This is a genomic window from Solibacillus sp. FSL R5-0449, assembly GCF_037975215.1.
Taxonomy (GTDB): domain Bacteria; phylum Bacillota; class Bacilli; order Bacillales_A; family Planococcaceae; genus Solibacillus.
The window spans coordinates 2,247,364-2,259,080 of sequence record NZ_CP150239.1; the positions used below are offsets into that span (position 1 = coordinate 2,247,364).

Below are 11,717 nucleotides of genomic sequence, written 5' to 3' on the forward strand. Positions count from 1 at the left end.
AAATTAAATTTCCGCAAGCTTTTTTTAACGTTTAAACTGATTCTACACGACCAATTGCTTGGCGTTCGAATTTTAAACGAGTATTCCCGTCAACAATTAAATAAACAGTCGTATCTTCAATTGCATCAACTTCTCCGTGTAAGCCACCTACAGTAACTACTTTATCCCCACGTTTTAAGCTGTTTTGCATTGTAGCGGTTGCTTTTTGACGTTTTTGTGCTGGACGAATTAAAATGAACCACATCGCAACGAACATTACGATAATCGGTAAAAATTGTACTAAACCTTCCATTTTCAAATTGCCCCCTTTCTCTATCTCTTTCTCACTTACCTAGTATAGTATAGAATTGCACGTTATTGCGCAAAAAACTCTATTTTTTCTCAAAAAATTATAGTGAATTTCGGATTTCGAACATATTTTTAGAAGTTTTTAGCATTTGGTTTATTGTAGCCGTACTTTTCAAAGAACTCTTCTTTGAAATCACCAAGACGGTCTTCACGGATCGCCTGACGTACATCTTCCATTAACTTAATAAGGAAGCGCAGGTTATGGTATGAAGTTAAACGTAAACCGAACGTTTCTTCCGTACGTAATAAATGACGCACATATGCACGAGTATAGTTTTTACAAGTATAACAATCACAATTCTCATCGATTGGCGTAAAGTCTTTTGCGTATTTTGCATTTTTGATGACCATACGTCCTTCAGATGTCATTAATGTACCGTTACGTGCGATACGTGTTGGTAATACACAGTCAAACATATCGATACCGCGGATGGCTCCATCGATTAAAGAGTCCGGTGAACCGACACCCATTAAATAGCGTGGTTTATCGGCCGGCATCATTGGTGCAGTAAAGTCCAATACTTTGTTCATAATATCTTTCGGCTCACCAACTGATAAACCGCCGATTGCATAACCCGGGAAATCAAGCTCTACTAAAGCTTCAGCCGATTTACGGCGCAGCTCTTCATATTCTCCGCCTTGAATAATACCGAACAGTCCTTGCTCGTCAGGACGTTGGTGTGCTTCTTTACAACGTTTTGCCCAACGTGTTGTACGGTCAACAGATGCTTCCATATATTCATATGTCGCCGGGAATGGAGGACATTCATCAAACGCCATCATAATATCAGAACCTAAGTCGTTTTGAATTTCCATTGCTTTTTCCGGTGATAAAAACAGCTTGTCTCCATTTAAATGGTTACGGAAATGAACGCCTTCTTCTTCGATTTTACGGAATTTAGATAATGAGAATACTTGGAATCCGCCTGAATCCGTTAAAATTGGACGGTCCCAGTTCATGAATTTATGCAGCCCGCCTGCTTCTTTCACAATATCATTCCCTGGACGAAGCCATAGATGATATGTGTTTGAAAGGATAATTCCTGCATTCATTTCTTTTAATTCTTCAGGGCTCATTGCTTTTACTGTCGCTTGTGTACCAACCGGCATGAATGTCGGTGTTTCAAATGAACCGTGCGGAGTATGGACAATACCTAATCGTGCACCCGTCTGTGCACATGTTTTAATCAATTCATAACGAATTGGTGGTTGTTTTGTTGTTTCAGTCATATTAAATAATCCTCTCGTTTCTAAAGTAAAAACAGTACTTCGAATGAAAACACCTACTAAATTTAGTAGGTGTTGCACAAATTATTATTGTATATAGGTTTTGATTTAATTGCAAATTACTTAGCCGGGCGGATAAACATGGCATCGCCAAAGCTGAAGAATCGGTATTTTTCCTTAACCGCTTGTTCATAGGCGTTCATTATTGTTTCTTTCGATGCAAGTGCGCTGACAAGCATGACTAATGTCGACTTCGGTAAATGGAAGTTTGTAATGAGTCCATCGATTGCTTTATATTCATAACCCGGATAAATGAAAATATTTGTCCATCCCTGAGAAGCGACAATTTTCCCATCATTTCTCGATGCAACCGTTTCAAGTGTACGAGTGGAAGTTGTCCCTACCGAGATCACCTTGCCCCCCGCTTGTTTAACACGTTCGATTACAGCAGCTGCCTCTTCTGTCACACTGTAAAATTCAGAGTGCATATCATGGTCCTCAATCGAATCCACACTCACAGGACGGAATGTGCCAAGACCTACGTGCAATGTAATAAATACAACTTCAACACCTTTTGCTTTAATCGCCTCAAGTAAAGGTTGTGTAAAATGCAGACCCGCTGTTGGTGCAGCTGCAGACCCGCGCTCTTTCGCAAATACCGTTTGATAACGATCTTGGTCATCCAACTTTTCACGGATATATGGCGGTAACGGCATTTCACCAAGCTGATCTAAAATCTCATAAAAGATCCCGTCGTATGTGAATTTGAATGTACGGCCGCCGTGCTCAAGCTCACCTGTACAAGTCGCCGTCAATAGTCCGTCACCAAATGTCACGACAGTGCCTATTTTCACACGCTTCGCTGGCTTTACTAGTGTCTCCCACTCATCTTCATTTGTCTGTTTTAACAGCAATAATTCAATGTTCGCACCCGTATCAGCTTTAACACCCATTAAGCGTGCCGGCAATACGCGTGTATCATTCAATACTAAACAATCTCCGGCATTTAACTCATCCAAAATATGACCGAATGTGTGATGCTCCACTTCCAATGAGTTTGGATTTACTACCATTAGACGACTCGCTGTACGGTCCAACAATGGTGTTTGGGCAATTAATTCTTCTGGTAAATAAAAATCAAAATCTTCTACTTTCACGTTTAAAACTTCCTTCTATTCATTTTGTGTCGGCGGGTAACCGAAATGGTCGTAACATAGATTTGTCGCAATTCGGCCGCGTGGTGTTCGTTGGATAAATCCGATTTGCAGTAAATATGGTTCATATACATCTTCAATCGTAATGCGCTCTTCCCCGATTGATGCCGCTAATGCATCCAATCCGACAGGTCCGCCGCCGAATCGTTCAATCATTGACTGCATCAGCTTATGATCGATATGATCCAGTCCACGAGGGTCAACTTGCAGCAGTTCCAGTGCCTGTTCAGCCAGACTTGTGGAAACAATGCCATCTGCCAGTACTTGGGCGTAGTCCCGGACCCTTTTTAACAATCGGTTTGCAATACGAGGTGTCCCTCGGGATCTGCGTGCAATTTCAAATGCGGCATGCTTATCGAGTTGAACACCAAACAATTCACCGGACCGGATAACAATTTCAGCGAGTGACTGTTCATCATAATATTCCAGGCGGGATAATACACCAAAACGGTCACGAAGCGGAGCAGATAAAGCGCCAGCTCTCGTTGTTGCACCGACAAGAGTAAATGGCGGCAATTCCAATCGGATCGAACGGGCTTCAGGACCTTTTCCGACAACGATATCAAGACAGTAATCTTCCATCGCCGAATAGAGCACCTCTTCTATCGCTCTAGGCAGGCGATGAATTTCATCGATAAAAAGTACATCCCCTGCTTCAAGGGAGCTTAAAATCGCTGCTAGATCGCCAGGCCGCTCAATCGCAGGACCGCTCGTCATTTTCACATTTACATCCATCTCATTGGCAATAACGATTGCTAACGTCGTCTTACCTAAACCTGGTGGTCCATAAAGGAGAACATGGTCAAGACTTTCCTGACGTAGCTTAGCGGCCTCGATAAAGATTTTCAGGTTTTCCTTTACTTTATCCTGACCTATGTATTGCGCTAGACGTTGCGGTCTTAAAGAAAGCTCAAACTGCTCTTCGGCATCTGTTGCTTCACCAGAAAGTACACGGTCTGACATGATTCTCACTCCTTTTTATTTCAATTTCAACAACAGCTTCAGAGCCTGCTTAATATAGGCGTCTGTTGTCGTTAACTTTTCATCTTCACTTAATTGCGGTCTGATCTTATCTAATTCTTTTTCTGAATAGCCTAATGCCATAAGTGCCAGCATCGCTTCCTGCAATTCATGTTCATTCGGATTCACTCCGAACAACGGCAGCTCATTTTCCGCGCTCGGTAACTCGACGTGATCAAGCAGCATATCCAGTTTCCCCTTCAAATCGAGAATCATTTGACGTGCTGTTTTCTTCCCGACACCCGGGAAACGGATTAAAAATGCTTCATCTTCCATTTCAATTGCCTGGATGACTGAAGTCGGATTTCCGCTCGCTAAAATAGCAAGCGCGCCTTTTGGTCCGATGCCTGATACTTGAATCAGTTTTTTAAATAATTCACGTTGCTCCAAACTATTGAACCCATATAGATTTTGTGCATCTTCACGTACTTGCAATGACACATAGATCTGCTGTTCACTTGCAGACGTACGGAATGCAAATGGATTTGGTGTATACAGCATCCAGCCTATCCCTTGCTGCTCCAATACAATATATTCCGGGGTAACCCTAGTAACCTGTCCTTTTAAATAATCATACATCGTTTATCCCTCACATTTCTCGCTCTATTATAGCATAAGAACTGTGAATTACCGAACGTATGTTGCATCAAAAAAGAAAAGACCGTCCTTGAAGACAGCCTTTAATAGTTTATCATATTCTTCTCCATCTCACATCGATTATAAACTGCCAATTAGTTTTGCAATGTATCAATCTGTCTTGCAAAAGAATCATAATGTTTCATCCAGTCATATACAATCGATTGAATAAACGGATAGCAGGAAAGCTTTTGCCGGTCGCTGAGTTTCAAATAGTATAAACATTCCCTTAATATTTCATTCGGGAAAAACAGATAGTGAAGCTTTTCCTGCGCTTTATGCAAATATTGATGATCATTTACAAGTGGCTGAACTTCATATTGAACATGTGGCAATACACGATGAAGCCATAAAATAATTTCATCTGACGCCTCTCCTAAAGAGGCTAAATCAAAATCAATAAGTTTCACATCTTCACCACGTAGCATCACATTATGATGAACAACATCCCCATGTAAAATCGTTGGCTTTTCACTCGGCACTGTAATTTGAGCCATTAAACCTAAGGCATAGGAAGCATGATTGACTAAAATATCATAATTGCTTTTTAGTAAACGTCTCAATTCTCTTTCATGATTGATAAAACGCTCGAATCTCCTCGTCCATTTCTCCTGTAATTGATACGTGGACAAGATGCCCAATTCCGCCCAAGGAATGACTTCATTTGTTTCATGCAGTTTTTCGATAGCATGGAGGGAAAGCTGCTGATGTTCAAAACGTTTATACTCAGCACTTTTCCCCTCAAACCAAAACTGCTTTATTATATGCTTCTCTTCATTTTCAACAAGTGGAATATGATATGGAAATTGTATATTTTCAAGCTCTCGGTGAACCGCTTTAACTTTCTGTGCAACAAAACCATTTTCATAATACTTCATAAAAAAGGACCCTTTATGTGTATCCCACTTCCAGCAATTTTCCTTAATTACTATTGACATGATTTCGGCGGGTGTGGCATTTGTTGCATTTGAGGCATCGTATTTGCTGGATATGGCATCATCTGCTGCATTGTATTTTCAGGATACGGCATCGGCATCATATGTGGGTGACAAGGGTTTGGTTGACGCATCATGTGGTCAATTTCTTCATAATACTGATGTACTAGGTGATCCTTATCCTGACAATGATCTCTCTTTAATGATGACTCTTCGTGGCAAATCGGCTGCATCTGCATTTGCATCGGCATCGACATTGGCATTGGCTCCATATACATATTTGGTTGCATCTGCATTGGGGATTCCATTGCCATTTGATTACATTTCGAACAACCCGGCATTTGCGGCATTGGCATCGGCATTGGCATTGGCTGCATATGCATTGGAGATTCCATTGCCATTTGATGACATTTTGAACATACAGGCATTTGAGGCATTGGCATTGGCATTGGCATTGGCATCGGCATATGGTGACATGTTGGACATACCGGCATTTGCGGCATTGGCATCGGCATTGGTTGGATATATTGCGGTTGCTCGATAAAAATTGGTTGCTGTGGTTGCTGCGGAGGTTGTTGAGCAACCGGTTGCTGTGGTGTCGGCATTGGTTGCGGTACTGTCACCGTATTTTCGAATGTCGGCTGAACATGTACATGTGTTTGCCAATTCGGCATTGGCATCGGCTGCGGTTGCTGGAAATAAATAATATCCCCTTGCCAAATCGGTTTTTGCGGTTGTGGCATTGGCATCGGAGCCGGTGTTGGAGCCGGTGCTGGCGCTGGTGCCGGCTTAACTTGCTCTTTTTTCGGCGCTGGCGCTGGGGCTGGAGCCGGTTTTGGCGCCGGCGCCGGTGTTGGTACCGGTTGCTCTTTAACAGACTTCGGCTGTTCCTTCACTGGTTGCTGCACTTCTTTTTTCGTAGTCGTGTCCGGTAAATAGATTTCCATTCCCGGAACAATATAGTCAGGGTTTGCTAAATGGGCATTTAATCGCTTTAACTCATCAAAGCCAACCGCGTATTGCTTCGCGATTTTCCACAAAGTGTCTCCCTTTTGAACAATATGAACGCGCACTTCTTTCCTCCTTTTCTCGTAATAGCATATGCACAAATTGTGCTATTGCCACAATGTTCACGCTTAGCAAACGGTAAATATGATAAGATAAAAAGGAACTGGTATGCTAATTGAGGTGAAGATATTGAAAAAATTATTAGGTGAAGAACGTCGTCTGGAACTGCTCGCATTGTTAAAAAATGCTGAACAGCCGATGACGGGTACAGATTTGGCGAAGCATACAAATGTTTCAAGACAAGTTATCGTCAATGATATGAATTTATTGAAAGCACGAAATGAACCGATTGTAGCAACAAGCCAAGGGTATATTTATATGCACAATGTCCAGCAAACACGCCTTCAGCGAAAAATTGTGTGTATGCACAATCCAAATGAAGCTAAAGAAGAACTTTTCATATTGGTCGATTGTGGCGTGACTGTCGAAAGCGTTATTGTCGAACATCCGGTATATGGAGAAATTACCGCTTCGATTATGGTTTCGAACCGTTTGGAAGTTGAGCATTTTGTGAAACGCGTCCAGGAAACGAACGCCCTGTATCTATCTGCATTAACGGATGGTACACACCTGCACGTCATTAGCTCGACTTCTGAAGAAAGCCTGAACCTGGCCGAAGAGAAATTACGCCAGCGCGGCTTCTTAATTGAAAACTAAGTTAAAACAGCTTATTCAAAAGACACTCGTCCGATGAATAAGCTGTTTTTCATTATGAATAATTCCGTTGTACTCCATATCCGGTGAATGTTTTCCTGCGATATACACTTAGTGCAATCCCGATGACAAACGAATTTAATAATAGAGACGTAAAACCATAACTGATAAAAGGAAGCGCCAATCCGATAATCGGCAGCCAGCCAAGGATCATCGCAACAGAATAGCCAAACTGCATGCAGTAAAAAGAGACTGCTCCAATTACAAGCATTTTCCCATAGGAACGGGGTAATCGGTTCACTTTCCAAAGTATACGAACGGCAACGGCAAATAATACCGAAACGACGGCAATTCCTGCAATATATCCGAATTTCTGAATAAGCAGTACTAAAGCGAAATCAGTATGTCCTTCCGGAATATAACGAATCGTCTCCGTCCCAAACCATCCTGCTTCATTTAATGCATTTTTAACTGCCAAATAAACATAGCCTTCCTCTGTCGGATAACTGGCCGGATCCAAATATGCGTATAACCGCACAAGCTGGTAATCATGCAACCGGGGTATAATGAGGAACATGTTGCTCGCTACGAACCCGCTTACCGCTAAACTTGTTACTATTTTTGCCTTGGCGGAATAGTCACTGACAAAAAATAAAACCGTCACTACCCCAGCATACAGGAATGCTGCTATCAGGCTTGGCGCACTTAAAATAAACCATAACGGCAAAACAAATAAGACGATTAACTGCCAGCTTTTAAATTTCCCCCGCGTAAAAAACCCTGCCCAGGCAATGAACAGCATTGGTAAAACGGTCAAAGCCTGAATCTGTATCGGTCCTGCCATTAAATAGCTTTGCCCCTGCACTCTAACTGTCGGGAAATAACTTAATACCATTAACAGAATAAGTGCACCTAAATATAGAGCGAGACTGAATCGTTCCACCTTCCGATAATCGGTATACATCAGGACGGCAATCAATATTACGGCAAATACAAGATGCAGCCACTTACCTCGAATAAAATGATCGGTCATATCGGCTCCAAAAAAGATGGTACTGTCAAATGTTACTATCGGGATAAAACTTGTACCTAAAAGAATGGCCACTAAACCGATTAATAGCCAGTCTACTTTCGGTCGGTGAATTTTATCCATCGATTTACCGATTTCAGAAGGCGACCCCATTTCTTCGATTGCTTTTCGCTCTGCTTCCTCCGCTGTATATCCTTTTTTCATCCATGCAATTTTCGAATGTTCTAGATGTTGCTTTAATTCATCATATACATGAACCTGAGCTTCCTTCGATCGAATAAAGGCAGTGACTTTTCTTAAGAAGCTTTCACTCTGCATGCATGCGCACCCCCAGTAAACGTTCCTTCAATGTCAGCTTCACATGACCTTCTTGCTGTAATTGTTTTTTACCGGCCTTCGTTAGCTCGTAACGCTTAACACCGTCATTCCAACTGGCAAGCACAAGTCCATCGTTTTCCTGTTCGTGTAGAATGGAATAGATCATGCCCTCATTGTTGACAACATCCTGTACTCCCCTTACATGGAGTAACTGCGTAATTTCAATACCGGACTTTGCTTCGAAAAGAAGTGATAGAAGCACTTTTTTCACCTCATCGACGTTTAACTGACGCTGAACTTGTTGCTTGTGCTGCTCTGTGAATTTCGTGCCGGAAAATGCAGTGCGATCCATCGCTTTTTTCAAATTTTTTAAACGATCATCCATTTTCTTCACGCTCCAGATGTTTTTTTAATAGCTGCTTCCCTTTTCGAAGCCTCGTTTTTACGGTGTTTTCATTAATTTGCAGTACATCGGCCATTTCCTTCATCGTCCGATCTTCGTAATAGCATAAATAAATAACTTCACGGTATTTGACCGGCAGCGCCATGACCGCCTTTACTAAGTCAGCATCTTCCTGCTGCTGGATGACTTCCTGTTCTACGGAATGGCTGCTTTCCACTTGCATAAACACATCATCATCTTTTGCTTCGACATTTTTGGCATACCAGCTTTTCAGATAATCTTTCGAATGGTTAATGGCAATGCGCCAAAGCCACGTTTTTAACGACGAGCCATACTGAAACGTTGGGAGTGCCCTGTAGCATTTCACGAAAATTTCCTGTGTCAGATCCTCGGCAACCGAGTTGTTATGTACATATTGCATGACGAGCTTTAATACGTCTTCTCCGTACTGTTGCATAAGTTCGTCTATAATCGCTTCATTTGATAAGTTAGCGGTATCATTGATTAAGTAACTTTCCATCGGAATACCTCCTTTCAACAATTAGACGAGCCCCGATATGGGAAAGTTTGATTTCTTATCGGAAATTCTAATATATTTGAAGATCTTCTAATATAAATTTTTATCTTCTAATAAAATGGCAGTTTTCTAATATACTGGCCGGATGTGCTAATATAATTTCTTATTTTCTAATATCATTGCCGGATGTTCAAATATCCGCATGAGATGTTCTAATATGTTGCACCAATGTTCTAATATAAACGGTACGCCTATTTTTTTCGCCCCTATACGGACAAAAAATCCGGAGTACGTATTCAAATTTCCCCAAAGTTCTAATATCCTCTTCACATGTTCGAATAAACACCACCATTGTTCTAATAACCGGCAAGATTGTTCTAATAAAATCTCCCCCGACAACTTCCGAACAAATAAAAAGCGCACTCTGCATGAAAGCAAAGTGCACCTGTACATCTTATAAAAAACGTTTACGCTGTTCTGGTGACGGTAACATGCATTCCTGCTTTTTCCCGAACCATTTGTAGCGGTTTTTGGCAATCCAGCGATACACAAGATCGCGAACCGGCTTCGGTACAACGATAAATACATAAAACAACTTCCACAAACCTGATAAATTCCGTGTAATCTTAAGTGCGGCCGTCGATTCCGTATAATGCCGGTCATTTTCAATAAACACAATACTGTCCGTTGTTTCCGGCACATCATACTTTTTCAACAAAGCTGCTCCGACATCACTTTGTAGCGAGGCAAACTGAAATAATGCATTCGGGTCACGTTTAATTATAAACTGGACGCTCGCATCACAGAAATTGCACTCTCCATCAAATAATAAGATTCGCTTCATGCTTTTCACCTCATTCTGGTGTGACGTATGTATAATAGGTTCCGAGTGACTTCACCTTACATCCGAGCGCAATCAGTTCTTCCACCGCGCCTTTCATCATCGGTTCCTCTTCATCTGCTAGTATATCAGTTATGAAGAAATAATTCCCGAGTCCGGTTTTAAGTGGACGCGATTCAATCTTGCTCAAGTTCAGTTTACGCCATGCAAATACCGAAAGTACTTGATGGAGCGCCCCTGATACATCTGTCGGCAATGTCAGCATGAATGTAGTTTTTGGCTGTGCGTGAAGCGGGACTAAGCCATGCTTTATATTTTGCTTCGATAAAACGAAGAAACGCGTATGATTAAAATGGAAATCATGAATATTTTTTTCGAGTATATGTAAATTATATTTCTCAGCGGCAGAAAGGTTCGCAACAGCGGCGATACAGCGGTCTTCCGTTTGGGAAACAAGTTCTGCTGCGGCGGCAGTTGAAGAATAAGATGTTTGTCTTACTCCGCCATGATTATAATATAAATATTTATGACACTGTGCCAACGCATGCGGATGTGAATAAATCTCTTCGATTGCCTCGCTATTTTCCGCAAATTTTTTATTAACTAATAAATGCTGCTGGATTTTTGACATGACTTCGGCTGTAACGAAAAGCTCGGATTCATGGAACAAATAGTCAATTGTCAGCGGAACAGATCCTTCCAGCGCATTTTCAACTGGTACAACGGCCAGCTCGACTTTCCCCTCCGATACAGCTTCGATACATTCCGGAATGGACTTGTATGGAATATGCCAATCATTCGGAAACAGACCTTTTGTCGCTAAATATGTAAATGATGCTTCCGGACCTAGATAAGCAATTCTTTTTTCCCAATTTTTTTCTGACATAAAAAAGCACCTCTATTATAAGTTCTAAATTTTCTGGAAATTTACCCTAAAAAGAAAGCTGTCCAATATGCCCTGAAACTTATTGGACAGCAAATTTTATTTATTTTCTGATGCCATTGCCATTACATAGGACATCTCATTTTAAGTAAGTTAAAATGCGCCTGAACTGATTACTTCAGCAGATTCGATAAATTCAAGCTGATTCAAGCTTCGAATAAGTTCATCCAACTCATAAGACATGCTTGTCACATCTAAAGAAAGCGTCACATTGGCACGTCCTTGAATTGGAATCGTCTGGTGAATCGTCAGTACATTGCAATGGGCATCAGATACAGTTTCGAGTAATTTGGCAAGTGTACCTTTTCGGTCTTGCAATTGAATGAAAACCGTTAAAATACGCTCTTGCACAATCGAATGGAAAGGAAAAACTGCATCACGATATTTATAAAATGCGCTGCGAGATAAATCCACTTCTTTTACCGCATCCCAAATGGATGAAACAGATCCTTTTTGCAATAATTGTTTTGCTTCCAATGTTTTTTGCATCGCATCTGTCAGGACATCTTCACGCACTAAATAATATCGCTGATTTGCTACGTTTTTCATCGTCATCCCCCACT

Annotated in this window: 14 protein-coding genes; 1 reads left to right on the plus strand and 13 read right to left on the minus strand. The window is 41.4% G+C overall.

Annotated features, from left to right (window positions below; genetic code table 11):
* Positions 1-31: 31 nt before the first annotated feature.
* From yajC to MKY27_RS11260, 7 genes are all read right to left on the minus strand, one after another.
* The gene (yajC, locus tag MKY27_RS11230; RefSeq protein WP_014823349.1) at positions 32-292 is read right to left on the minus strand and encodes a preprotein translocase subunit YajC; all 261 of its coding nucleotides are present in this window, start codon (positions 290-292) and stop codon (positions 32-34) included.
* Between the two features lie 128 nt (positions 293-420).
* Positions 421-1,578, minus strand: coding sequence for a tRNA guanosine(34) transglycosylase Tgt (gene tgt / locus MKY27_RS11235; RefSeq protein WP_339195121.1), 1,158 nt, complete (start codon positions 1,576-1,578; stop codon positions 421-423).
* Between the two features lie 116 nt (positions 1,579-1,694).
* Positions 1,695-2,732: a tRNA preQ1(34) S-adenosylmethionine ribosyltransferase-isomerase QueA gene (gene queA / locus MKY27_RS11240; protein ID WP_339172161.1), complete on the minus strand. Its 1,038-nt coding sequence runs from the start codon at positions 2,730-2,732 to the stop codon at positions 1,695-1,697.
* Between the two features lie 15 nt (positions 2,733-2,747).
* The gene (gene ruvB, locus MKY27_RS11245; protein ID WP_339172163.1) at positions 2,748-3,752 is read right to left on the minus strand and encodes a Holliday junction branch migration DNA helicase RuvB; all 1,005 of its coding nucleotides are present in this window, start codon (positions 3,750-3,752) and stop codon (positions 2,748-2,750) included.
* Positions 3,753-3,767: 15 nt separating this feature from the next.
* Positions 3,768-4,388 carry a Holliday junction branch migration protein RuvA gene (gene ruvA, locus MKY27_RS11250; RefSeq protein WP_339172165.1) on the minus strand — a complete coding sequence of 207 codons (621 nt, stop codon included), beginning with the start codon at positions 4,386-4,388 and terminating at the stop codon, positions 3,768-3,770.
* Between the two features lie 152 nt (positions 4,389-4,540).
* Positions 4,541-5,323 (minus strand): phosphotransferase, encoded by a 783-nt coding sequence (locus tag MKY27_RS11255; RefSeq protein ID WP_339172167.1) that lies wholly within the window; start codon positions 5,321-5,323, stop codon positions 4,541-4,543.
* A gap of 50 nt (positions 5,324-5,373) precedes the next feature.
* On the minus strand, positions 5,374-6,453 hold the full coding sequence (locus tag MKY27_RS11260) for a LysM peptidoglycan-binding domain-containing protein (protein ID WP_339195125.1): 1,080 nt from the start codon (positions 6,451-6,453) through the stop codon (positions 5,374-5,376).
* 103 nt (positions 6,454-6,556) lie between these two features.
* On the opposite strand from MKY27_RS11260, the gene MKY27_RS11265 reads away from it, so the two are divergent.
* Positions 6,557-7,105 (plus strand): transcription repressor NadR, encoded by a 549-nt coding sequence (locus MKY27_RS11265; RefSeq protein WP_339172170.1) that lies wholly within the window; start codon positions 6,557-6,559, stop codon positions 7,103-7,105.
* A gap of 52 nt (positions 7,106-7,157) precedes the next feature.
* Here MKY27_RS11265 and MKY27_RS11270 read toward each other — a convergent pair whose 3' ends face one another.
* The 6 genes from MKY27_RS11270 to MKY27_RS11295 form a co-directional block, all read right to left on the minus strand.
* Complete coding sequence (locus MKY27_RS11270) at positions 7,158-8,450, minus strand: FtsW/RodA/SpoVE family cell cycle protein (protein ID WP_339195126.1); 1,293 nt, start codon at positions 8,448-8,450, stop codon at positions 7,158-7,160.
* A complete protein-coding gene (locus MKY27_RS11275) occupies positions 8,440-8,835 on the minus strand; it encodes a helix-turn-helix transcriptional regulator (RefSeq protein ID WP_339195128.1) in 396 nt (131 codons plus the stop codon). The genes MKY27_RS11270 and MKY27_RS11275 overlap by 11 nt, the downstream gene beginning before the upstream one ends.
* Complete coding sequence (locus MKY27_RS11280; protein ID WP_339195130.1) at positions 8,828-9,373, minus strand: sigma-70 family RNA polymerase sigma factor; 546 nt, start codon at positions 9,371-9,373, stop codon at positions 8,828-8,830. The genes MKY27_RS11275 and MKY27_RS11280 overlap by 8 nt, the downstream gene beginning before the upstream one ends.
* A gap of 451 nt (positions 9,374-9,824) precedes the next feature.
* Positions 9,825-10,214, minus strand: coding sequence for a thiol-disulfide oxidoreductase DCC family protein (locus MKY27_RS11285; protein ID WP_339195132.1), 390 nt, complete (start codon positions 10,212-10,214; stop codon positions 9,825-9,827).
* Positions 10,215-10,224: 10 nt separating this feature from the next.
* Positions 10,225-11,097, minus strand: a complete 873-nt coding sequence (gene pheA, locus MKY27_RS11290) for a prephenate dehydratase (RefSeq protein ID WP_339195133.1) — start codon at positions 11,095-11,097, stop codon at positions 10,225-10,227.
* A 150-nt stretch (positions 11,098-11,247) separates the two neighbouring features.
* Positions 11,248-11,703: an ACT domain-containing protein gene (locus MKY27_RS11295; protein WP_008405215.1), complete on the minus strand. Its 456-nt coding sequence runs from the start codon at positions 11,701-11,703 to the stop codon at positions 11,248-11,250.
* Positions 11,704-11,717 lie beyond the last annotated feature (14 nt).

What these genes read in the sequence shown, in the direction of transcription:
- ruvB (WP_339172163.1), bottom strand. Translation starts at nt 3,752, where the DNA reads ATGTCAGACCGTGTACTTTCTGGTGAAGCAACAGATGCCGAAGAGCAG.
- MKY27_RS11295 (WP_008405215.1), bottom strand. Translation starts at nt 11,703, where the DNA reads ATGAAAAACGTAGCAAATCAGCGATATTATTTAGTGCGTGAAGATGTC.
- tgt (WP_339195121.1), bottom strand. Translation starts at nt 1,578, where the DNA reads ATGACTGAAACAACAAAACAACCACCAATTCGTTATGAATTGATTAAA.
- MKY27_RS11285 (WP_339195132.1), bottom strand. Translation starts at nt 10,214, where the DNA reads ATGAAGCGAATCTTATTATTTGATGGAGAGTGCAATTTCTGTGATGCG.
- MKY27_RS11280 (WP_339195130.1), bottom strand. Translation starts at nt 9,373, where the DNA reads ATGGAAAGTTACTTAATCAATGATACCGCTAACTTATCAAATGAAGCG.
- MKY27_RS11265 (WP_339172170.1), top strand. Translation starts at nt 6,557, where the DNA reads ATGCTAATTGAGGTGAAGATATTGAAAAAATTATTAGGTGAAGAACGT.
- yajC (WP_014823349.1), bottom strand. Translation starts at nt 292, where the DNA reads ATGGAAGGTTTAGTACAATTTTTACCGATTATCGTAATGTTCGTTGCG.
- ruvA (WP_339172165.1), bottom strand. Translation starts at nt 4,388, where the DNA reads ATGTATGATTATTTAAAAGGACAGGTTACTAGGGTTACCCCGGAATAT.
- MKY27_RS11255 (WP_339172167.1), bottom strand. Translation starts at nt 5,323, where the DNA reads ATGAAGTATTATGAAAATGGTTTTGTTGCACAGAAAGTTAAAGCGGTT.
- MKY27_RS11275 (WP_339195128.1), bottom strand. Translation starts at nt 8,835, where the DNA reads ATGGATGATCGTTTAAAAAATTTGAAAAAAGCGATGGATCGCACTGCA.
- pheA (WP_339195133.1), bottom strand. Translation starts at nt 11,097, where the DNA reads ATGTCAGAAAAAAATTGGGAAAAAAGAATTGCTTATCTAGGTCCGGAA.
- MKY27_RS11270 (WP_339195126.1), bottom strand. Translation starts at nt 8,450, where the DNA reads ATGCAGAGTGAAAGCTTCTTAAGAAAAGTCACTGCCTTTATTCGATCG.